This window comes from Asaia krungthepensis NRIC 0535, from assembly GCF_025995175.1.
Classification (GTDB): domain Bacteria; phylum Pseudomonadota; class Alphaproteobacteria; order Acetobacterales; family Acetobacteraceae; genus Asaia; species Asaia krungthepensis.
In genome coordinates this window covers 89,365-112,090 of sequence record NZ_BAPV01000002.1, presented here as the reverse complement: position 1 = coordinate 112,090, position 22,726 = coordinate 89,365, and the positions used below count along the sequence as shown (strand labels likewise).

Genomic DNA, 22,726 nt, shown 5'->3' with positions numbered 1-22,726 from the left:
CTGCGGGCAGCCGATTATGTTTTCGTCATCTTGTCACAAACAGTAAGCAAATGCGTCTGTCCTGTCCGCCCCGCCTCTCGGAGGTGAAGGTTTCTTGCAGGGCGCGCCCGATACTCTATGGCCAACAGGTTTCGGCATGATTGCCCGGGCAGCACCGGTTTTCCGATCAGTCCATGACCTGGGTTTCGCTGTTCCTGAACTGCATGACGACCCAGTCGATGAACACGCGCACCCGTGGGGAAAGCTGCCTGCTCTGAGGATAAAGCAGGGATACGGGCGTTGCTGAGGGGGGATGAGCGGGCAGGATTTCGAGCAGGCTCCCCTGCGCCAGATCCTGTTCGATATGGTAACGCGGCACCTGGACCAGCCCGAGACCCAGCCTGGCTGCCGCAACAAGACTTTCGGCACCGTTGACGACCATCGGGCTCGGCAAGGTCATATGGCGCAAAGCCCCGTCCTGCATGAATTCGAGAGGCAGGATCCCGCCGGTAGCCGAAGAGCTGAACCCGATCATCCGGTGTCCTTCCAGCGCCTCGATCGTATGGGGCATACCATGGCGTTCGATATAGGGTGGCGACGCGCAGGTCACTTCCCTGAGCATGGCCACCCGACGTGCGACCATATCGCTATCCTGCAGGTCGCCGACGCGAAGGACACAATCGATCCCCTCACGAATCAGATCCACGAGCCGATCGCCCTCGGTCAGCGTGAGGTCGATCTCGGGATATGTTGCCATGAAACCGGGCAGATGCGGCAGAATGAAATGTCGTGCCAGGGTACCATGGACATCGACACGCAAGGGGCCACGGGGCTGTGCGCCCCGGAAGCCAGCCTCAGCGTCCTCAAGATCGGCGATAATCGAGAGACAGCGTCGGTGAAAGGCCTCGCCATCGAGCGTCGGGCTGACATGGCGTGTCGTACGCTGGAGAAGCCGGACTCCGAGCCGCTCCTCCATTTGCCTGATAGCGTCGGTGACCGTGGAGCGTGGCAGTCCAAGATCGCTGGCGGCGCCAGTGAAGCTGCGCCGTTCCACGACCCGGGTGAAGACCCGCATGGCGTCAAATCGGTCCATTGCTTTGTTCGCCATATCCGGAAAGTGATACCGGATCATGCGCGATTATCTGCCCCCGGAAAAGCACCATACTCCGCTCATCCTCATCAGAGAGATCAGTCAGGAGATCAGCCATGACCCAGAACACCCAGAAGATCGCTCTTGTCACAGGGGCTTCGCGCGGCATCGGCGCAGCCATTGCCGAGCGCCTGGCCAGAGACGGTTTCACCGTTGTGATCAACTATTCCGGCAGCGTTGCCCCTGCAGAGGCGCTGGCGCAGAAAATTCAGCAGCAGGGTGGGCGTGCCATGACTGCCCAGGCCGATATCAGCAACGCCGATGCCGTGCGAGGCCTGTTCGATGCGGCTGAGGCGGCTTTTGGAGGGGTGGATGTTCTGGTCAATAATGCCGGGATCATGAAGCTGTCACCCATCGCAGACACGCAGGACGAGGATTTCGATCAGCAGATTGCCGTCAATCTGAAAGGGACATTCAACACGCTCCGCGAGGCGTCCAGACGCTTGCGAGATGGAGGGCGGATCATCAATTTCTCCTCGAGCGTCGTTGGGCTGCTTTTGCCGGGTTATGGCGTGTATGCCGCAACCAAGGCCGCCGTCGAGGCGATGACGGCCATTCTGACCAGGGAGTTGCGCGGTCGCGGGATTACCGTCAATGCGGTAGCGCCGGGTCCGACAGCCACGTCGCTGTTCTTGGACGGCAAATCATCCGAACAGATCGACAGGCTGGCCAGAATGGCGCCTCTGGAAAGGCTGGGTGAACCTGAGGACATCGCCGCCAGTGTTGCCTTTCTGGCAGGACCGGACGGAGCGTGGATCAACGGGCAGACCCTGCGCGCCAATGGCGGCATCGTCTGATCCTGCTTCGTACGCAGAGGACAGGGCTTGATGCGGCATCACCGCGGGACGGCGGATCATCATTCTCACATGCCGCCTGTCAAACAGGGAGCATGGCTGTCTCGCATCTCGCCGCACAGGGTCGCGGCAATCGGATCCTTGGAGCCGCGTGACCCTGTGGGCTACACGGTGAGAGCTGCTGCGTCCGTGTCTGTTGCTGCTCCGGAAACGTCCTTGCAGGCCGGGTTCTCTATCCCGGGCATCGAGCCCGGACGACCCGTAGGCTGACGTGTGTAATAAAGTTCGGCCAGCTGGATCGGCAGGATGTCCATGAAGCGCGAGCCGAGCACCAGCCAGTTCGGGAAGATGATTCTCCTCTTGCGGCGGGCCAGTCCGCGCAGGATATGCGCTGTCGCATTTTCCACGCTCATCAGACCGGGCATCGGGAATCGGTTCTGCGCCACCATCGGGGTGGCCACAAAACTGCAGCACACACTCGAGAGATGGATTCCGGCGCGGCGGCTATAGGCGCCGCTCGCGACCAGAAAGCGGTCAAGTGCCGCTTTCGAGGCGGAATAGGACGGGGTGCCGGGATAGGATACGAGCCCGGCTACCGATGCAATGGCGCATATCTGACCTCGCTGGCTGCGCAACCGGCCTGTCCTGACAAGGGGCTGGCGACGCATGCGTGTCATCACTGGCAGGATGGCATTGAAGGCCCCCTCCAGATTGACCGCCATCATACGCCTGATCTGGCTTGGCGTTTCAAAGGCGGCGCCTTCTTCATCGAGCGCATCCACACCACCGGTCACCCCGGCGCAGACCAGAAGCAAATCGATCGCCCTGTCCGGGCCTTCGGCACACCATTCGGTCATGGCCTGACGATCGGTCACATCAAGACAGGTGGTGCGGGCTGTTGCTCCACGCTCATGGCAACTCGCTCGCGTGGCCTCCAGCCCCGTGGCGTTGCAGTCGGCCAGATAAAGATGGCGTCCCGGTTCCGACAAGGCGAGGGCGAGGGCGCGACCGATTCCCGAGGCGGCGCCGGTGATGAAGATCGTCTGATAATTCATGAACCGAACATTAAACGTTGTGCCGTCTTGCGCCAAATCCCTCTGCCAGATCAGCAAGATGGGCGTGATGCGTGAAAAACAGGATCTGGTTTTGTGCAGCAATGCCCGCGAGCGTTGCGAGACCGGCCCCGGCTCGAGCCTCGTCGAACGTCATGAACAGATCATCGACGATAAAGGGCAGGCGAATACCGCGCGCGCGCGACTGATCGAGAGCGGCAAGACGAAGACTCAGGAAAAGCTGGTCGCGTGTGCCTTCGCTCATGGATCCGGGGCGTATCAGTGTTTCGTCCCGGGTCAGGGCGGCGAGTTCGGGCGATTTGCCATCCTCTGCAATGACCAGACGCCCGTAACGCTGGCAGGTCAGGGCCTCGAAATAGCGCTCGGCCGATTTAAGCAGAGGATTTGTGTTCTCGTCACGCTGTCGTCGCGCCACGTGATTGAGAATCAGCGACTGGATGCGTGAGGAAGCCCAGGCCTCGGCCGCAGCGGCCATTTCAGTGCGGCAGGTTTCGATGGCGAGGGCGGCGTCGCGGGCGTCATGAGCCTGTTCGATCTGGCGCAGATCCGTGCCGATCTCGCCGCGCCGTCCGAGCTTGTCGTCACGCTCGCGCTCCATTGCCTCGCGGGCGAGAGCCAGATCGTCAAGGCGTTTCTCTACGGCTTCGGCAGACCATTCCTGCGCCTGCGTCAAAAGCGCCGCAAGATCGGGGACATTCTCCTCGTCTGCCAGCCTGCGCTCGATGGCGGCGGCTTCCTCCTGCAGGGTACGATAGGTCTTTTCACGGGTGAAGGCAGCGCGAAGCCCCTCTATGACAGCAGGATCGACAACCGGATCCGGCGTTTCGGCTCCGGCGAGGCGGGAGGCGAAATCCGCAAATACCCGGGTGATGCTTTCCTGTTCACGCCGGGCCTCATCGAGTGACGCGGCGGTTTTTTCCAGATCGGCGTCATAGCTTTGAGCCCTGTCCCGGTCGAGACGGGCCTGACGGAGTTCATTCGCCAGGAGATCGAGGGCCTGCCTCGGGGGGCGAGAGGCGAGTCCGTCCTGTCTCTGCAATTGCGCGATAAACCGGGCGATCTCGCTCTCCAGAGACTCAGCCTCGGCCTTCTGGATATCGAGGCGGTTCTTCAGCGCCAAGGCTTCGGTGGCCGCTTTATGTTGGGCGGTAAGGGCATCGATGGTGCTCGTCGGCGCGAGGTCGAGCGCGGGGCAGGAGGCGCCGAGAGATGCCCAGCGATCGGATAATATCGCGCGCTCGGCAGAGAGGTCTTCCTTTCTCCGCAATTCGACATCCAGGCTGCGCTGTTCCTGATCGATATCGGCTCTCAGCTGACTGGCCAGATCGGCCTCTCTCTGCCACGCCGTCCGGCGGGACTGCGCCCAGAGAACGGCTTCACCCAGAGCAGGGAAGACGGGCATATCGGGCAGGGCTGCGCGCAGGGACTCGAATGCCCGGCGGCGGAGGCTTTCCGCATCTTTCTGTCGCGAGATGATCAGCGCATGTGCGTCGGCTGCTTCGAGCGCCTGTTCCCGAAGCGTCAGCCAGCCCCGCAGGCGTTCGGGGTCGAGACAGGGCAGGGTGCGACGGGTCAGTTCTTCCTGCCACTGTTTTCTGGCAGCTTCCCGGGCTTGATCGAGCCCGGCAATTCGTTGGCGCTGTTGATCCTGTTTCAGCGTGAGATGGTCGATTTCCTGCTCGATCTGGGTCAGGCGCGCTGACTCCTCTGCCTCGTCGAAACGACGGTCTGCCAGAGAATCCGCGTGGCGCAGGGCGTCCAGATAAAGCGCACGGCCATTCTCTTCCCGAGGGTCGAGCCTGTCGAGGAGGGCATCACGATGGGCACGCGCCTCGAAAAGGGCGGCGAAAGAAACTATCTGACGCTGCTCCAGATGGGCTTTGGAGAGTTCCTGTCGTGCTTTCGCCTCTGTCACGGCGACCAGCTCGGTACGTTGAACCGCGCACTGGGTGTCGCGGTCACGCCAGATCGTCATTTCACGGTCGACGAAGTCAGGATCCGGGATGGCCATCCGATGCAGGTTGTCGAGCTCGCCCTGCCAGGGGTGAAGATCGTTCAGGGCACGGGCAAGGCGCTGTTCTGCCTGGTGAAGGTCTCGCCCGAGGCCTGCGAGGTCGCGATCGAGTGTGTCACGCTTTTCGGCCTGCTGCAGGGCGAGGAGGAGCGCTGCCAGCGGGGGCGGCTCACGATGATCGAGGCGCGATGTCGCTGCCGCGAGACGGTCTTTCGCGTGGGCAATGGCATCCCTGTTGTCCTGCTCCCGTCGCGTCAGGGTGTCGTTTTCGAGCGTGAGCGGGCGCAGCCGGGTCAGGGTTTCCGGGTCAGGCAGGGCGGCCAGGATCGTGCCATACGGCCCCTCGTGCCCGGCGATACGCAGCTTGAGATCGAGCGCCTCCAGCATCTTGGATTGCTCCTGGCTGGTTGCCAGAAGCGGGTCGAGATGGGCGGCACGGGCCTGAAGGGAGTCGATCGTTGTTTCATGCGCCAACAGGAGTGCATCGGGATGACAGGCGCGGCGCAGGGCGAGAAGACCGTCATGGTGGTCGGTCTGCCGGTCAATCCGGTGCTGGCAGGCAACGTGCCTTGCAATGGTCTCGTCGAACGCTGCGTGATCCTGCACCGAAAAGCGTGGAGGCATGTCGGTTCTGAGCGTGGCCAGAATCTGCTCATGGCGATCAAGATCGCGGCGCACGCGCCTGAGCCGCTCCAGAGACTGCCTTTCGCTCGCATTGTCGCGCAGACCGGCCTGGAGCGTGACAAGGGCTTCGTCGATTTCTCCGGCCTCGCGGTTGAGGCTGTTCCAGCGTTGGCTGTCCTTCTCCGCGGCGATGAGCCGCGTACGGGCCTCGTTCAGACGGTTTCTGAGGTCGTTGAGCCGTGTGCCACGGCCATTCTTCTTCCAGAGCGCCCCGGCTTCGGCATCGAGTGACGCGAGCACGCTCTGGACATTCCCGAGCCCGAATCCTGCTGCGAGAAGCTGCTGGCCCAGATCATCCTCGAACTGGGCCATTGCATGGCCACCCTGACGCAGGCGCGCGTGATCGAGACTCCATAGACGTTCGAACCCCGTGCGATCCACACCACCGAGCAGGCTGATCAGCCTGTTTTCATCGAGTGGAGTCGTGCCATCGGATGCCAGAAGGGTCTGTTTGGTGCCGCGCTTGCGGATCATGCCGAGCGGGGCGTTGTTGTCCTGTTCGACCACGGCGCCAATGCGCAACTGGGCGGCATCGTAGCGCCAGTCCTGCGCCTTGTTGTGGGGGAAGCCGAAAAGCAGGTCACTGATGGCCTGAAGCGTAGTCGATTTGCCTGCTTCGTTCGCCCCGTAAAGCACATGCAGATCGGAGCCATGCGCCTCGAAAATGTAGGAGCGATCAGCAAATCCGCCGTAACGCAGCAGATCCAGACGGGCAAGCCTCATGGCGTGTCACCCCCCGAAGCGAGCCTGTCGCACAGGCTCTCGCCAAGTGCGGGGAGAATCGTCTCCCAGGCGCGCTGATCGATGCGATCCAGCAGGGATCCGGGTTGGACATCGCCGAGATTCAGGGTCCGCAGACAGAGATCGAGCTCGGCGCCGATCTCGGCCAGGAGCGCAGGGTCCCGAGTGGCTTCCTGTATCAGTCCTGCAAGGGCGCTGTCTGTCGCCATGCCGGGCGATGCCTCGTTCTCTCCAGCCTGCTCCTGAGCGCGGGTCTGGATCTGCAGCTTCTCGAGCTCGATTTCTCCACCGCTCATGGCCGCCAGATGCTGGACTGTCTCTCTGAGGGCGATACCCTGACGGCGGAGCAGATCATGCAGGGTGGTCTTCCCCTCGAGAATGAGCCGCGTGACACAGAGATGGTCAGGATGGGCCTCGGCAAGCCGGACAAATTCAGCCCCGAGGCGCTGGTGCAACTCGGCCTCCTGAGTCATTCCCGTGCAGTCGAAATGCAGGGTCCGCCAGCGTACCACGTCGCAGGGAAGGGGGTCTATCGACGTGACCGTACGGTTATCGACCGTGACCAGAACGACGCCTTTCTCACCCGTTTCGTGGATATGGCGTCCCTGCAGAACACCGGGATAGACGATGGGCGTTCCATCTTTGTCGATCATGCGTTCATGCACGTGTCCCAGTGCCCAGTAATCATATCCCCTGGCACGCAGCCCCTGTACGGAACATGGCGCATAGACCTCGTGCTGACCATGACCGGAAAGTGAGGTGTGCAGCACCCCGATATTGAAATATCCCTCCATCGGTTTCGGATAGGAGGGGGTCATGTCGTCAGGCACATGGCGCTCGGCAAAGCTCTGCCCGTGCAGCGCTACGCCGAGAGGCTCGATTGTGAAACTGCCCGGTTTGCGCGAGGGAAATCTCTGGACCCCCTGGGGCAGAGGCAGATCGCGTGTCAGGATCGAGGCGGCGTCGTGATTGCCCTGAAGGAGATAGACGCCGATCCCGTGCCGGATCAGCCTGCCAAGGGCATTGGCCATGTACCGCCCCGTGCTGACAGTTTTCCAGTTCCCGTCATACAGGTCGCCGGCAATCACGACAAAAGCCACGTCGTGGGCGATGGCAGCATCCACCATCCTGTCCAATGCCCGGCGCGAGGCATCGCGGATACGTTCCATGGACAAACCGTCATGGCGTTCAAGACCCCGAAGGGGGCTATCGAGATGGAGATCGGCGGCGTGGATGAAACGGAACGAACTCATGGGCTCGTTCTATCGCATGCTCTGATCCGGCGCATCGAAAGAAAAAGGGAGAAGGACTTCTTGTTATGCCGTGCCGTCGATCCTCGGTCGTGCCATGATCCCCGCCGATAATATCCTGCTTCTTCTGGTTCTGGCAGCCGCAAGCAGCCTGATCGTCCGCGTGGTACGTAACAGCGTACCGCTACCTCTGATCCAGATCGGTCTCGGGATTATCGCGGCGCTGGCAGGCATTTCCATCGGGCTGCGCCCCGATCTGTTCATGCTCGTCTTCATGCCGCCGCTGCTCTTCGCGGACGCATTTCGTATGCCGCTGCGCGAATTTCATGAATTGCGCGGCACGATTTTCTTTCTGGCCTTCGGCCTCGTCGTATTCAGTACTGTGCTCTGCGGTTATGCCATTCACTGGCTGATCCCCGCTCTCGATCTGCCATGCTGCTTCGCGCTCTCCGCGGCGCTCTCTCCGACCGATACGGTGGCTGTCACAGGTCTGCTGGCGGGACGTCGCGTCCCGGAGCGAATGCTTCATGTGCTGTCGGGTGAGGCTCTCTTCAATGACGCATCGGGGCTGGTATGCTTCCGGTTTGCGACCGCTGCCGCGATGACGGGCGAGTTTTCCTACCGGCAGGCCTTCGGCGATTTCCTGCTGGTGGCGTTTGGCGGTCTGGCCGTGGGCGCGCTCATTGCCTATGTCTCGGCGCGGATCAACAGAATCCTCTTGCGCCGGGGTTTCAATGATCCTCCGCTGCAGATCACGCTGATGATCCTGCTTCCCTTCGTGACCTATATCGTGGCGGAGCATTTGCGATGTTCCGGAATACTGGCGGCCGTCTCGGCTTGCATGGTCATCAAGATGATGGGCATGCTCGAGGAAACCGATACGGCAACACGGCTTCAGGCAACCACGATCTGGGGCATGGTGACCTATATCTTCAACGCACTTATCTTCCTGCTTCTGGGTTTGCAGATGCCAGCTCTCATGCGCAGCGGCGTGGCTATGGCTCATGAGCGCCAGGTGTCGCTGCTGGCGCTCGCCGGGTTGATCGCAGCCATCTATCTGATCATGACCCTGCTGCGTTTTGTCGGGGTGTGGTTTTCCATTCTCAGGCGATGGCTCGTTGCGCGCTGGACCCACACGCCTTTTGTCTGGCCCGACTTCCTCGGATCGGTTCTGCTCACTTTTGCCGGGGTACGGGGGGCGGTCACGCTTGCTGCCGTGCTTTCCCTTCCTGCCGCCGGCAGCGAGATGGGCGCTTTTCCGTCACGTGACCTGCTGATCACCATCGCTGCTGGTGTGATCGTGATCTCGCTCATGGGCGCCGGTCTTTTCATGCCGCTCTGTCTGCGTTTCCTGCCGGTTGCCGGCATGGAACGCCATGCGGCGGAGGAGACGAAAGCACGGCAAGAACTCCTCCACACGGCAATTGCCCTGATCCGCGAGGAGAAATTGCGCGGGAATGAGAGTCACGCGGCGGCCGGTCAGGAGGACATGGTCAAACGCGATGTGCTCGACCGTCTGGAACAGACTTACGAGAACCGCCTCAGCCAGATCGATGAGACGCCTCAGACATCGCTCATGGGGCGTAGCGTATCGCTGCGTCGCGAGCGGCTGGAACTGGCGACGCGACTGCTCCTGCTGCGTGCCCAGCGCGACACCCTGCATCGGCTTTTTGTAGGCCGGGGTATCAACGACCAGACCGAATGGGAATTGCAGCAGGAGCTCGATTTCGAGGAGCAGCTATTGAGAGCGCGCGTAGCGCGTCTGCCGAAAGATATCGGATAGCGTACGCGACGTTCTCGAGGATCGTCGAATGGCTGCCCTGAAGGCAGGGGAGAGAAAAGCCTCCCCTGCGCTGCACTCAGAGCAGGTCACGCTGGCGGAGTTCGTGGCGCATGGTCTCGAGCATGAAGCGAGTCGAGGCTTCCGCACGGTCTTCCCAGGCGAAAACGCAGGAAGAGAGAATGCCGTCGAAGCGTATCTCGGCAAGGGTATCGAAGAAGAGTTTCCAGTCGATCTCGCCCTGCCCGATATCAAGATGCTGATGCACGCGGACCTTCGAGCCCGGCGGATTGACGATGTAGCGCAGCTCTGAGGATTTGCGGTGGTCATAAGTGTCTGCAACACGGATATGCACGAGGATATCGGCAGCTTCGCGCAGCATCGCAGCCATATCCTCCCCGTAGAAAAAGGTATGCGGCACGATATACGACATCTTCACGGCGTCCGAGCCGATACTGCGGATGATATCGATGGCGGGATGAAAGGTCTCTACCCAGTCTTCGGGATGGGGTTCGAGCGAGAGGGTAATGCCCGCACGCTCCAGCTGCGGGACCAGGTCATCCATCGATCGCCAGAAAGCAGCCTCGCAGGTTTCCGGCGTGGCGACACCGGGTGGCAGCCCGGATGAGCGTTCCGGTGACGTGCCGCGGCCGAATTCGGAGACCATGACCTTGCACTCCATTTCCGAGGCAATCTCGATGGCGCGGCGCCAGTAACGCATGGCAGCGAGACGCTCTTCTTCAATGGGGCTGGCCCAGCGATACATGGGTTGCAGAGTCGTCAACTCGGTATTGTTGGCGCGAAGGGCTTTCTTGAAATCGCTGACGCGTTGCGACGTCGCGCGTGGCATGACCCACCAGTCGAGAAAATCTGGGCGTGGGGAGAGTTCGATTCCGTCAAAGCCATAGCCAGCGGTTGCATGGGCGATTTCAGGCAGGGACAGATGACGCTGCATGTAAGGGTCGAGAACCAGTTTCACCGTAAAAATTCCTCCCACAGGGGACTTTCCGTTCCGCCACGGCCTAAAGGCCGTGGCGGGGCGCTGAGGGGGATTTTACGGAGGGGCCGATCACTTCAAGCGAAGAAAACTGATCGAATCACATCAGGGATAACGCCGGAACGATATGATTCGATCACAGATAGGTGTCAAAGCACCCGAAGAGAGGGTCAGCTTCTGAGGGGCATCTGAGGATGCCCTCTCGAAACGGAGGGTCCTGTGTCAGTGGCGTGTTTCAGGGGCGCGACCTGATATCGGGGCCGTTATACTGCCCTCCGGCCATCGGACGATTGACCGGCGGGGAGACCAGAGAGTCCGGCCAGGCGGGTTCGTCGCTGGCACCGGGGACAATGGCGGTGCGGCCGCGTGGCAGGGATTGCGGCAGCTCTTCACGCAAACGCTTGAGCATGCGCTCACGCAGGTCGCAGCACAGATTCCACATGCCATTGGCATCGGCGGCTCCCGCGATCAGTCGGATGGAAATCACCTGAGCGTTGCTGTCAGCAACCTGGCACCCGACAGAACTCATGTCTCGATCCCAATTGGCCGATTTTTCGAGCTCTTCATGGAAAATACGGCGCACCTCATCCACGGGCGTCTGATAGTCGAGCCAGAGAAAGAGCGAGCCGATGAGCGAAGGTGAGCTGTGTGTCCAGTTCTGGAACGGATTTTCGAGAAAATAGGCGATAGGCACGATATAGCGTCGGCGGTCCCAGGTGCGCAGCACCACATAGGTGGCATTGATCTCCTCCACATAGGCCCAGTCACCATTGAGGATCAGCATGTCCTCCATGCGGATTGGCTGGGTAATAGCGATCTGGATGCCGGCAATGAGGTTGGACAAGGCGGGCCGTGCGGAAAGACCGACAACGAGAGAGGCCGCGCCCGCCGAGGCAAAGAGCGATACCCCGTATTGCCGTACGGATTCGAACACCATCAGGGCCGCTCCGACCGTGATCACCCCGCAGGTGATCTCGATCAGACGGCGCAGAATGCGGATCTGGGTCTGGTGCGACCGTACCGTGATGTCATCGACATGTTCGCGATTGGCGATGCGGTCGAGATATTTATCCGTCCCGAAACGAAACGCCCTGATCAGCCCGAAACCGATGGTGATGATCACCGCGAAGGCAAAGAAATGCGCCAGAAACTGGATGGTGGTCGGTGCAAAGCCGGTCGTGGCGGGCAGGGCGGCACTGGCGGCCACGATCATCAGCAGCAGACGCACATGGTTCTGCAGCCGCCCGATCGTTTCATGAATGAATGCAATGCGCCTCAGCCCCGGCAGGCGCGGCAGGGCCTCGGTGATCAGTCGGCTGAAAAGCAGGGCAATGAGCGCAGCGGCCACCAGCAAAAGCGCCGAGGCCATTGCGGGGGGGAGCCAGTCGAACCAGGCGAGAAGCCTCGACATGGAGTGCACATAGTCTTGCTTGATCACGAGTTTTCCTTCGTCTCTCCGGATGACAGGGGCTCTGCTATCACTTTGACGTGATAGAACAAAACCGTTGCATAAGAGGGTTAACCCCTGATGCCGCCTGCGTTTCCCATGAAAGAGCGGTAAGAAACGGGCCCGAGCCCGTATAGGCTCTTGAAAGCGCCCGTGATCTTTTGGTGCGGGGTGATCAGGCCTCTGGTCGTGCCGCCAGACGTCGGGCCAGAAGGGTGCACACGAAAAGCTGGATCTGATGATACATCATGAGTGGCAGTACCACGGTTCCGACCACCGAGACCGGGAAGAGGATATTGGCCATCGGAACGCCTGTGGCGAGTGATTTCTTCGACCCGCAGAGCATGAGCGAAATGCTGCTCTCTTCCGAGAAGCCAAGCACGCGGCCCAGCAGACGCGACAACACCAGAACAAGGCCCAGCAGTACGATATCGAGTCCCGCCATGAGCGCCAGATCGGGCACGGAAACCCGGTGCCAGATTCCCTCCACGACAGCATGACTGAAGGCGGTATAAACCACGAGCACGATGGAGCCTCGGTCGCTCAGGGAGAGCAGTTTCTTGTTGCGATGCGCCCAGGCGCCCAGACGCTTATGCAGCAATTGCCCCGCACCGAAGGGCAGCAGAAGCTGGGTGGCGATATCGAGAATGGCGTGGGCCGACCAGATATTGCCCTTCTGCACGATAAGCCCCGCCAGAATGGGCGTGGCCAGAATGCCGATCAGGTTGGATAATGTGGCCGCGCAGATCGAGGCCGGGACATTGCCTCTCGCGATGGAGGTCAGGGCAATCGAACTCTGAACCGTGGAGGGCAGGCAGCACAGAAAGAGAATGCCATGCCACATATCCGGTTTGAGCAATCCCGGGACGGCCGCGCGCAGGGCGAGGCCCAGTAGTGGAAAGAGCAGGAACGTGCAGGTGAGCACGCTGCCCTGAAGCCGCCAGTCGCGCACGCTCTCCAGAACGGCTTCCGGCTTGAGACGGGCCCCTTGCAGGAAAAACATCAGCGCGATCAGGAAAGTCGTGAGCTTCGAAAAGACATCGGCCCATAGCCCCGAGCAGGGCAGAAAGGTGGCCAGGGCGATGGCGGCGATCAGGCTGAGCAGGAAGGGGTCGAGTTTGCGCATGGGGAGGGATTTCCACCGCAATCACCCCATTTGGCAAGAGGGCGTGCGACCCGCCTCCTGTAATTCGGAGGTCGAGGAAGGAATCGGCTGACACAAGGAGCGGTTCTTCCTTCCGGGTCGCGGCCGAGCGCCCTGGCGGGATAGTGCGCGATGGTGCGGCCTCCCCTCCGAAACCGGTCCAGGAACGGCCCGTCTTCAGGTTTCTCGGGAGAGAAGTGATGCCAGACAGTGCATCAGGCCTTCCCTTGTGTAGCACAAAGGGCAACAGGCGATGAGACAGGAGAAATGACCCGTTGCCAGATCGACCCAGCGCGCAGGCAGAGGGAAGCCGGCAGCGCGTGGAGTAACAACGAAGAGCATCGCAGGAACTGGGACAGCTACGCTAATCTCGTTAGGCTATGATCGCGAAGACGGGGGGTGCGAGATTACGAAAAGCCAATACGCCGAGGGATGATATGACCTCACGATTTCGTTATAATGGACGCAGTCTTCACCCAGCGAGATAGCGCGTTTTCATGATCAAGAGCTTCCCCGGATTCTTCAAGGTATCCTCCCTTTTCGACCTGTTCGAGGAATGCGCGATGCTGATCCTGACGCTCTGCGTCATGGTCGTGGCCGCGCTGGGGCTTGTTCACGTTATTTATGCTGTGTTCGACATGATCCGCACGACCACACTGACCCCGTCGAACCCGGCTGTGCTCCAATCCCTGTTCGGCCTGTGCTTCACGGTTCTGATCGCCCTTGAATTCAAGCACTCCATTCTGGTGGCGCCCGATACGCCCTCGCATAGTCTCGTGCGTATGCGCTCGGTGCTGCTGATCGGCATGATGGCGACCGTACGCAAATTCATCGTGCTCGATCTGAGTTCGGTCGATGTTCTGCAGGTGCTGGCCCTTTCTGCCTCGGTGCTGGCTCTGGGCATCTGCTACTGGTTGGTGCGCAGCCGCAAGCCAGGCGCCGACATCGCTGGTCAGGAAGTTGCCTCACCGGGTGCTTCTCTGCCCAAGGGGGTTTTTGTGAGTGCCTCCCATGCAGAACCGGGACATCACACCGCAGCGAGAGGCACAACCGGGACGGGTGGGCAGGATACGAGCATCGGCGCCGCCTGAGTCGGGTTATTCTGTCCGGAATATCTGTCCTGTTCCGAGGGGGCGTGGCAGGGTGATCCTGACGAGGCGGGGAAGCGCACCCCGGCCATGAATCAGACCATGCCCGCGGCGAGGCCAGGATGACCGACGAGAAAGGCCCGGGCTCCCCGGGAGAACCCGAGCGTGTGACGATCGGACAGACCCGGCTTCTGGCCAATGACTGGGGGGTGCTGACGAAATACACAATAACCTATCAACGGCGTGATGGGGTAGCACAGCAACTCACCCGAGAAACCTATGACCGGGGTGACGGGGCGGCCATTCTGCTGATCAACGTCGCGACCCACACGGTCCTCCTCACCCGGCAGTTTCGTCTGCCTGCCTATGTCAGCGGACATCGCGACGATCTGATCGAGGTCTGCGGCGGTATGCTCGACGACCATGACCCTGCCGCCGCCATCAGACGCGAGGTCGAGGAGGAGATGGGCGTCACCATCGACGCCGTGCGCAAGATCGGCTGCTATTACATGAGCCCCGGATCGGTGACCGAGCGGATCCATTTCTTCATCGGGGCCTATGATTCCTCCATGCGTCGCGCCGCGGGAGGGGGGCTGCAGGAGGAGGGTGAGGAAATCGAGGTGCTCGAACTCGATTTCGACGAGGCACTGGCCATGGTCGATGACGGGCGCATTATCGATGCCAAGACGATCATGCTGCTTCAGCACGCTGCACTCAAAAACCTGTTCGACCGGGACTGAACGCTTCTCTGTGCGAAGTCTAACACAAGGCTGTGATCCTCACACTGGGGGGATGACAGAGGAGCGAAAACCATCTTACAAAACGAAAGTCGTATTTTCGTTTTGAAAGCTCTCTTTCGATGTCCATGGGTGTCAACAGCGCGACCCTGAAACGGCGTCTCGGCATTATCGATGCCGTCAGGCGGGCGGGGTTCCTGCGTACGGAGGCGCTGGCCGAGCAGTTCGATGTCTCCATGGTCACCATACGATCCGACCTCGCCTATTTGCAAAGTCAGAATCTCGTCATCCGCACCAATGGCGGCGCACAGCCCGCGCATGATTACGCGGTCAATGCGCCGCTCGATGAGAGTCCGACCCTGTTCGAGGCGCGGGCCCTGGCCCGAGCCGTGGCGTTCCGGCTCAAACCGGGGCAATGCGTGTTTCTGGATAATAGCCAGGCAGCCTCTTTCGTGCCGGTTCACGCAACGGCAGAGAACCTGCGCTTCGTTGTCAACAGCTTCGAGAATTATCATCTTGCCTGTCGGACGAGCGATGCCGCCGTGTCGCTTCTCGGGGGGGAGTATGACCGGCTCGGTTACCCCATGCTGAGCCCGGCCGCCGATCATGCCCTGTCGTTTTACGATATCGATCTGGCCGTCATTTCGGCCTGTCAGATCGGCAAGACGGGCTTCACCTGTCTCGACCAGACGGGAAACTGCCTCGAGACCGCCCTGTATCGTGCAAAGCAGGTCTATCTGCTGACCGACCGTCTGGACCGTGTCGATGAGGATGGTCGCGTGATGAAGTGGCGCAACACCATGTCGGTCCTGCATGGAGGCATGCCGCCCGATGGCGCTGTTCTGTGTCAGGACTGGACCGTTTTTGCCGAGCCGCCAGCGCCGCCGGGATGAGGGGGCGCGATACCTCGTCCAACGCTTGTCTGCGTTTTTTCCCGAGCCTTCTTTCCTCGATTCTTACCTGATGGATTACCGATCATGGCATCCAGTTTTCTGATGGATCAGACCGCCGATTCACCCCGCTGCATCGTCACGATCGGGGAGATCGTGGTCGAGATCATGGCCCAGACGCAGGGGGTGGGTTTCCTCGAACCCATGGCGCTCAAGGGGCCGTATCCCTCCGGCGCGCCAGCCATCTTCATCGATCAGGTCGCTCGTCTCGGCGTCGATTGCGGAATCATCTCCGCAGTCGGTCGCGATGATTTCGGCACGCTGAATATCGAGCGTCTGAAGCGCGACAGGGTGGATGTGTCCGCCATTCTCAGCGTCGATTCCTATTCGACGGGCTCGGCCTTTGTGCGGTATCGCCCCGATGGCAGCCGGGATTTTGTCTATAATATCCGTCAATCTGCCTGTTCGCAGGTGGGGCTGCATGAAACGTCGCGCGCCCTGCTCAAGCGCGCTACCCATCTGCATATCATGGGGTCGTCGCTCTTTTCCTTCCCGATCATCGATGCGGTGACGACCGCAGTGCATCAGGTCAAGGCGCAGGGCGGCACGATCTCCTTCGATCCGAATATACGCAAGGAAATGCTCGATATTCCCGATATGCGCGCGGCGCTCGAGCTGATGCTTCAGGAATGCGATATCTTCCTCCCCAGCGGGCCGGAGCTGCTTTTGTTCAGCAGTGGCACGAGTCAGGAAGAAGCTATCCGCGAGATTCTTGACATGGGCGTGTCCGAGATTGTGCTTAAGAAAGGCCATGAGGGCGCGAGCTGCTTTTGTGCCGACAAGACGGTTCATCATGATGCCTTTGCCGTCGAGGAGTGCGATCCCACCGGCGCAGGAGATTGTTTCGGTGCGACCTATGTGACCTGCCGTCTCTCGGGCAAGACCCGCGAGGACTCACTGCTTTACGCCTGTGCCTCTGGCGCGCGCGCCGTTTCAGTGTTCGGTCCGATGGAAGGGACGTCGAGCTTTGCCGAGCTCGATGCCCTGATCGCGGCGCAGAAAAAAGGAATCCCTGCATGACATCCGATTTTCTCACATCCCTGCGCACGCGCCACGACAAGGGCGGAACGGACGCTCTGGTTTCGGTCTGTTCGGCTCACCCAATGGTGATCGAGGCGGCCTTGCTCCACGGGGCTGCGCGCCAGCAACTCGTTCTGATCGAGGCGACCTGCAATCAGGTCAATCAGGAGGGTGGCTATACGGGTATGACCCCGGCCGATTTCCGCGATTACGTGTTCGCCATTGCCGACCGTGTAGGGTTCGATCGTGCACAAATCATTCTGGGGGGGGATCATCTCGGCCCCAATCCGTGGAAATCGCTCCCAGCCGATGAGGCGATGCAGAAAGCTTCGGACATGATTGCGGCCTTCGCTGCAGCAGGCTTCGTGAAGCTGCATCTGGACGCCAGCATGGGGTGCAAGGGCGAGCCTGCCCATCTTTCAGACTCCGTCGTGGCCGAGCGTGCAGTGACCTTGGCGCGAAGGGCCGAGAGCGTGGCGGCGGGTCAGGCCGTTTATGTGATCGGTACCGAGATCCCGACACCCGGTGGCGCGACCGAGGCACTCGATCATGTTGTACCCACCACCCCCGATGCCGTGCGCGACACCTATCAGGTGCATGAACAGGCTTTCAGGGCGGCCCTGCCCGATGCGTGGTCACGGGTCATCGGGATTGTGGTCCAGCCCGGTGTCGAGTTCGGCCATGAGGATGTGGCGGTCTATGCGCCTCAGGCTGCCCGTGCGCTGGTTGCGACGCTGGGTGACCTGCCGGGACTGGTCTTTGAGGCGCATTCGACCGACTACCAGCCGGGAGAGGCCCTTGCCCAGTTGCGCCGGGATGGGTTCCGTATTCTCAAGGTCGGACCTGAGCTGAGTTTTGCGCTGCGCGAAGCGCTTTATGGGCTCGATGCGATACGCTGTTTTCTTGACCCCGAAGCTGTTCCTCTGATCGCGGTGATGGAGCAGGTCATGCTGCAATCGCCCGGGAACTGGCAGAGTCATTATCCGGGCGACGCGCACACGCAGCGTATCCTGCGCCATTTCAGCTATAGCGATCGCATTCGCTATTACTGGCCCGCATCTGAGGCCGAAAAGGCCGTCACGGCGCTCATGCAGTCTCTGGACGGGGTTGCCTTGCCCGAGACGATGATCAGCCAGTACCTGCCGCGCCTGTTCGAGCGGGTCAAATCAGGCGCACTGGCCGCCGATCCGAAAACCCTTCTGCTCCAGTCGGTCCGGGATGTCCTGGATCGCTATGAAACGCTGTGACCCTCACGGCAACGGGATACATGACAGATGAGCACCAATAAACCCCTGCAGAACCGTGTTGCCCTGATCACCGGTGCCGCGCGCGGTATCGGGCGCGCCATTGCCGAGCGCTATGCGCAGGAAGGCGCGAAGGTCGTGATCGGCGATCTGAACGAGGCTGGCGCCACCAGCGCGGCAGCTGCCCTCGGTGAGGCGCATATGGGCGTAAAGCTCGATGTGACGCAGCAGGACTCCATCGACGCGGCCCTGGCTGCAATCATCGCGCGCTATGGGCAGATCGATATTCTGGTCAATAATGCCGGGCTGTTCGATCTGGCCCCTACGGTCGAGATCACGCGTGAGAGCTATCACCGCGTGTTCGCCGTCAATGTCGAGGGGCTGCTGTTCACCCTTCAGGCCGTGGCGCGTCAGATGATTGCCCAGGGCCATGGTGGCAAGATCATCAATTTCGCCTCGCAGGCAGGACGCCGCGGCGAGCCATTGGTTGGCATCTATTGTGCCTCCAAGGCTGCGGTGATTTCTCTCACCCAAAGCACCGGGCTCGATCTGATCAAACACGGCATCAACGTCAATGCCATCGCGCCTGGTGTGGTCGATAACGAGCATTGGGACGATGTGGATCGTCGCTTTGCGCAGTACGAGAATCTGCCTCTGGGTGAAAAGAAGCGTATCGTCGGTGCCTCCGTGCCCTTCGGGCGCATGGCCCGCCCTGATGAAATCGGCGGTCTGGCCGTCTTCCTCGCCTCGAAGGATGCGGATTACATCGTCTCGCAAACCTACAACATCGATGGCGGTAACTGGATGAGCTGAGCCTCAGGGCCCAGCGCATCAGGGGGTCAAGAAAGCGCCTGTCCGATCGGAGGCGCTTCCGAACTTCCCTCATGGGAGTGCCTGAATGAAGAGGCCTCTATGACAGCGCCGCCATGCGCGGGCGTTCAGGATCTCGTTCCGGCTTCGTTGACGGGACCGCCCTGACAGGGGTGGGGAGATGCTGACTGCCCCCCGCCCTCGTGCCTCGTAACCCGAAACACCGTCTTTTCCGTCGCATCACAGGGCGGAGAGGGCCGTCCCGCGCCTTCGCCATCGGTTTCCACCGGGGCGTCGCCGATCCCGCCTTGCCTGAAGAAGGGGAAACACATGAATGAACGTGACCACTCCGCCATCCGTCAGAACGGAGGGGCACCGAGGGGAGCACAGGAGTCCATCGAGACGATTGCGAGCGAAGCCTCTCCCATGCGGCATTCATGGCTGATACTCGCCATGGCGTCCTTCGCGGCGGCGGTCTGCGGCGGGTTATACGGTTATGATACGGGGGTGATTTCCGGCGCTCTTCTGCTCATGACGCGCGAATTCGGTTTGTCCCACACCCAGCAGGAAATCGTGACAGCCTCCATTCTGGCTGGTGCGGTTGCCGGGGCGCTGATGACCAGCTGGGCTTCCGAGCGGTTCGGGCGCAAGAAAACCGTGCTGATCGTCCTGTCCCTCTTCGCGACCGGAGCCATTCTCTGTTCGGTTGCGCCAAGCGTGGGCAGCCTGATTGCCGCGCGTTTCCTGCTTGGTATCGCTGTCGGCGGATCGACCCAGGTCGTGCCGATGTATATTTCGGAACTCTCGCCCAGTCGTTATCGCGGCACGCTGGTAACGACGTTCAATGTGGCGATCGGTATCGGTATCGTTCTGGCCAATATCGTCGGGTATTATTATCACGATGTCTGGTCGTGGCGGCGCATGGTCAGCGTGGCGGCGGTGCCTGCCGGTCTTGTTTTCGTCATCATGCTGTTCATGCCTGCGAGCCCGCGTTGGGTGGCCGAGAAACGCGGTCTTGTGGCGGCAGCCCGTATCCTTGAGCGCGTGCGGCGCACGCGGCTCGATATTCACCAGGAACTGACCCAGATCGACCGGATCAGGCAATCGACAGACAAGGCGGATTCCGGTTGGGCGGGTATCCGACAGCCCTGGGCCCGTCCGGCTCTGGTGGCGGCGCTTGGCGTAGCCTTTTTCACCCAGTGCGGCGGGCTGGAAATGATGATCTACTACTCTCCGACCTTCCTGTCCGATGCGGGCTTCGGCAAGAATGCCGCTCTTCTGGCCAGTGTCGGGGTGGCGCTGGTTTATGCGGTCGTCACGCTGGCCGGGTGTTTTCTGGTGGATCGTATCGGCCGCCGACGCCTGATGCTGATCATGATCCCCGGTTCCGTTCTCAGCCTGATCGGGCTCGGGCTGAGCTTCATGTCGGGTATCCATCAGGGGGTAGGCGCTCTGGCGACGGTCGCTTTCCTGCTGCTGTTCATGATGTTCAATTCAGGCGGTATCCAGATCTGTGGTTGGTTGCTGGGTGCTGAACTTTTTCCTCTGGGTATGCGTGGCATGGCCACGGCGCTGCACGCAGCCATGCTCTGGGGAAGCAATCTGCTAGTGACGGGCACCGCACTTACCCTGGTTCAGGCAGCGGGGATCGGGCCGACCATGTGGATCTATGCGGAGATCAATTTCCTCTCCTTTCTGTTCGTATATCGCTACGTGCCTGAAACGGCTGGATTGTCGCTTGAGGATATCGAGGGGAATCTCCGGGCTGGCAGCTTCACGCCGCGCGCCATACGCAAGATGAGCACGCGTCAGACCCATACGCACCAGGGTCGGGAAACCGTGCTGCAGAGTTGAGTGTCAGGCCGGTTTTCCTCGCGGCGCAGAAATTCTACTCTCTCCCGATTGGTGTGAATGGGAGAGAAAGATGGAAAAGCGTCGCGTCGCCCCTTGGGGCACTTTCGGAATCGGCGCGCTGCTGTTCGCAGGGTTTGGGCCGGGCGCTCCTCCTGTCATGGCAGCGCCCGGCCAAGTGTCAGCTGCCAGCATCGGTTTTACTCTGCCAGCAGAGCGCGTTTTCTCTCCTGCCGATCAGGCGCGTGTCGATCGGATTGAGCAAGAGATGGCGCCGGTTCACGACTTCACCAAACGGCTTGACCAGATATCGGCCCGGTTTCTGGGGACCCCCTATCAGGCTGATACGCTGATCGGTAGCGCAGACACCTCGGAGAAACTCGTGGTCCGCCTCGAGGGCGTCGATTGCTACACCTTCATCGATCAGGTACGTGCTCTGGCGCTTGGCCATGATCGGCAGGGATTTCTCGAGGCATTGGCTGCGACCCGCTATCGGGACGGGCATGTCGCCTATCTGGATCGGCGTCACTTCCTGACGGATTGGGTCGCCTATGCCCCGCATAATGCGCGCGATATCACGCGCAGCCTGTCTCCTGAGGTACGCGTCACGCATAAAATCCTTAACCAGCGCAAGGATGGTGGGGTCTATATCAGGGAGCTATCTCCCCATGCACGCGACATCGCCTATTTGCCGCCAGAGGCTCTCACGCCTGAAGTGGCTGCCAGGATCCATACTGGCGATGTGATCGGTATCTACACCGCTCTGGATGGGCTTGATGTCACCCATACCGGACTTGCCATCTGGAAGGACGGCACGCTTTATTTTCGCAACGCGTCCTCACTCAAGGCCAACAGGAAAGTGGTCGATACCGAGCTTGCGGCCTACATGAAGGGCAAGCCGGGTATTCTGGTGCTGCGTATGAGGGAAAGTGGGTGAGGCTGATGTCTGCGGTGTTCTAGATCACCCTTTCGGCCATGGGGCGCAGGGCAATTAAAGACGCTTCTCCCAGTCCTCACCCTGTAACGTGACGCCGAACAGGTCATGAGGTGCTGTGGAGATACAGCTGAATCCATTGCGGGCATAAAGGCGGCGCGCCGTATCCAGTACGGTATGGGTCCACAGGATGACCCGCTCGAAGCCTCTATCGGCGGCGAAAGCGACGCATTGCTGAACCAGAGCATCGCCTACGCCCTGCCGTCGGGCGAAAGGCTCGACATGGAGCAGCCGGAGCCTTGCCGTTCCGGGTGCGCCCAGGCGGGTCTCGTCAGTCAGAAAAACGGCACCTGCCATGATGCCACCCAGATCGGCCACCCAGCAGGCTTCACGCTCCGGGGTAAAGTGACGCATGAACTGCGCGACGGTCTCGGCAATCAGACATTCGAGTTTCTCCCCCCAGCCATGGCTCTCTGCATAGAGAGCCGATTGACGCGCGGCGATGAGGCTGATTTCCCCGGGTCGGGGTGCCCGTAGAGACAAGGCTGCCTTGTCCCCTGGCGACAGAAGGCTCTGAACCTGTCGGAGAGAGGTAACCAGATCGCGCCTCTCGACAGGGTCGAGCCCGTTGAGAGACGCGCGTATGGCGTCATTCATACGCCTGTCGAGTTGGGCGACAAAGAGCTTACCCTCGGGCGTGAGGCTCACGGGGCGGCTCCGCCGGTCCTGAGAGGCATCATCACGCGCTACAAGAGCCCTGCGACCCAGACGGGTAATGATGCGGCTCAGATAACCGCGATCGATCTGGAGAATCTCCTGCAAGGTCGAGGCACGTATCGGCTCATGACGTGCAATTTCTAGCAGGACGCGCGCTTCGGCCATGCTGATTTCCTCGCCGAGGAAATGGATGTCGATGGCTCCGATATGCTTCACATAGAAACGGTTATAGCGCCGTACGGCCTCGATCATATCATCCATGTTGAAGCGTCTGTTCCTCGCGTGATTTTCATGACGTTTCGAACGTCAAGTGCTGAAACCG

At 60.7% G+C, this 22,726-nt stretch carries 18 protein-coding genes; 10 read left to right on the top strand and 8 right to left on the bottom strand.

Features of this window, described 5'->3' with window-relative positions; all coding sequences use genetic code 11:
- Window positions 1–166 precede the first annotated feature (166 nt).
- A complete protein-coding gene (locus tag AA0535_RS01200) occupies window positions 167–1,072 on the bottom strand; it encodes a LysR family transcriptional regulator (RefSeq protein ID WP_264814059.1) in 906 nt (301 codons plus the stop codon).
- Between the two features lie 113 nt (window positions 1,073–1,185).
- On the opposite strand from AA0535_RS01200, the gene AA0535_RS01195 reads away from it, so the two are divergent.
- Window positions 1,186–1,926 (top strand): SDR family oxidoreductase, encoded by a 741-nt coding sequence (locus AA0535_RS01195; protein ID WP_264814057.1) that lies wholly within the window; start codon window positions 1,186–1,188, stop codon window positions 1,924–1,926.
- Window positions 1,927–2,087: 161 nt separating this feature from the next.
- Here AA0535_RS01195 and AA0535_RS01190 read toward each other — a convergent pair whose 3' ends face one another.
- Genes AA0535_RS01190 through AA0535_RS01180 form a run of 3 tightly spaced genes read right to left on the bottom strand, consistent with a single transcriptional unit; the run spans window position 2,088 to window position 7,688 of the window.
- The gene (locus AA0535_RS01190) at window positions 2,088–2,978 is read right to left on the bottom strand and encodes an SDR family NAD(P)-dependent oxidoreductase (RefSeq protein WP_264814056.1); all 891 of its coding nucleotides are present in this window, start codon (window positions 2,976–2,978) and stop codon (window positions 2,088–2,090) included.
- A gap of 10 nt (window positions 2,979–2,988) precedes the next feature.
- Window positions 2,989–6,417, bottom strand: a complete 3,429-nt coding sequence (locus tag AA0535_RS01185) for a YhaN family protein (protein ID WP_264814055.1) — start codon at window positions 6,415–6,417, stop codon at window positions 2,989–2,991.
- A complete protein-coding gene (locus tag AA0535_RS01180) occupies window positions 6,414–7,688 on the bottom strand; it encodes a metallophosphoesterase family protein (protein ID WP_264814054.1) in 1,275 nt (424 codons plus the stop codon). Before AA0535_RS01180 ends, AA0535_RS01185 begins: the two co-directional genes overlap by 4 nt.
- A gap of 70 nt (window positions 7,689–7,758) precedes the next feature.
- On the opposite strand from AA0535_RS01180, the gene AA0535_RS01175 reads away from it, so the two are divergent.
- Window positions 7,759–9,468 carry a Na+/H+ antiporter gene (locus AA0535_RS01175; RefSeq protein WP_264814052.1) on the top strand — a complete coding sequence of 570 codons (1,710 nt, stop codon included), beginning with the start codon at window positions 7,759–7,761 and terminating at the stop codon, window positions 9,466–9,468.
- A gap of 76 nt (window positions 9,469–9,544) precedes the next feature.
- On the opposite strand, the gene AA0535_RS01170 is transcribed toward AA0535_RS01175, so the two are convergent.
- From AA0535_RS01170 to AA0535_RS01160, 3 genes are all read right to left on the bottom strand, one after another.
- Complete coding sequence (locus tag AA0535_RS01170) at window positions 9,545–10,444, bottom strand: sugar phosphate isomerase/epimerase family protein (RefSeq protein ID WP_264814051.1); 900 nt, start codon at window positions 10,442–10,444, stop codon at window positions 9,545–9,547.
- Window positions 10,445–10,697: 253 nt separating this feature from the next.
- Entirely contained in the window at window positions 10,698–11,873 is a 1,176-nt protein-coding gene (locus AA0535_RS01165) for a mechanosensitive ion channel family protein (RefSeq protein ID WP_264814106.1), read from the bottom strand.
- A 211-nt stretch (window positions 11,874–12,084) separates the two neighbouring features.
- On the bottom strand, window positions 12,085–13,035 hold the full coding sequence (locus tag AA0535_RS01160; RefSeq protein ID WP_264814050.1) for a bile acid:sodium symporter family protein: 951 nt from the start codon (window positions 13,033–13,035) through the stop codon (window positions 12,085–12,087).
- 515 nt (window positions 13,036–13,550) lie between these two features.
- Between AA0535_RS01160 and AA0535_RS01155 the strand changes: the two genes are divergently transcribed.
- The 8 genes from AA0535_RS01155 to AA0535_RS01120 all read left to right on the top strand — a co-directional run bounded on the left by AA0535_RS01155 (window position 13,551) and on the right by AA0535_RS01120 (window position 21,690).
- A complete protein-coding gene (locus AA0535_RS01155; RefSeq protein WP_264814049.1) occupies window positions 13,551–14,144 on the top strand; it encodes a phosphate-starvation-inducible PsiE family protein in 594 nt (197 codons plus the stop codon).
- Window positions 14,145–14,263: 119 nt separating this feature from the next.
- Window positions 14,264–14,881: an NUDIX domain-containing protein gene (locus AA0535_RS01150; RefSeq protein ID WP_264814047.1), complete on the top strand. Its 618-nt coding sequence runs from the start codon at window positions 14,264–14,266 to the stop codon at window positions 14,879–14,881.
- A 119-nt stretch (window positions 14,882–15,000) separates the two neighbouring features.
- A complete protein-coding gene (locus tag AA0535_RS01145; RefSeq protein ID WP_264814045.1) occupies window positions 15,001–15,771 on the top strand; it encodes a DeoR/GlpR family DNA-binding transcription regulator in 771 nt (256 codons plus the stop codon).
- A gap of 84 nt (window positions 15,772–15,855) precedes the next feature.
- Window positions 15,856–16,848, top strand: coding sequence for a tagatose kinase (locus AA0535_RS01140; protein WP_264814044.1), 993 nt, complete (start codon window positions 15,856–15,858; stop codon window positions 16,846–16,848).
- Window positions 16,845–18,095 carry a D-tagatose-bisphosphate aldolase, class II, non-catalytic subunit gene (locus AA0535_RS01135; RefSeq protein WP_264814043.1) on the top strand — a complete coding sequence of 417 codons (1,251 nt, stop codon included), beginning with the start codon at window positions 16,845–16,847 and terminating at the stop codon, window positions 18,093–18,095. The genes AA0535_RS01140 and AA0535_RS01135 overlap by 4 nt, the downstream gene beginning before the upstream one ends.
- A 27-nt stretch (window positions 18,096–18,122) precedes the next feature.
- Window positions 18,123–18,905: an L-iditol 2-dehydrogenase gene (locus tag AA0535_RS01130; RefSeq protein ID WP_264814041.1), complete on the top strand. Its 783-nt coding sequence runs from the start codon at window positions 18,123–18,125 to the stop codon at window positions 18,903–18,905.
- A gap of 327 nt (window positions 18,906–19,232) precedes the next feature.
- Window positions 19,233–20,756 (top strand): sugar porter family MFS transporter, encoded by a 1,524-nt coding sequence (locus tag AA0535_RS01125; protein ID WP_264814040.1) that lies wholly within the window; start codon window positions 19,233–19,235, stop codon window positions 20,754–20,756.
- Window positions 20,757–20,826: 70 nt separating this feature from the next.
- Window positions 20,827–21,690 (top strand): DUF1460 domain-containing protein, encoded by an 864-nt coding sequence (locus AA0535_RS01120; RefSeq protein ID WP_264814039.1) that lies wholly within the window; start codon window positions 20,827–20,829, stop codon window positions 21,688–21,690.
- 54 nt (window positions 21,691–21,744) lie between these two features.
- Here the strand turns inward: AA0535_RS01120 and AA0535_RS01115 are convergent, their stop codons facing one another.
- Window positions 21,745–22,665 carry a bifunctional helix-turn-helix transcriptional regulator/GNAT family N-acetyltransferase gene (locus AA0535_RS01115; protein WP_264814038.1) on the bottom strand — a complete coding sequence of 307 codons (921 nt, stop codon included), beginning with the start codon at window positions 22,663–22,665 and terminating at the stop codon, window positions 21,745–21,747.
- Window positions 22,666–22,726 lie beyond the last annotated feature (61 nt).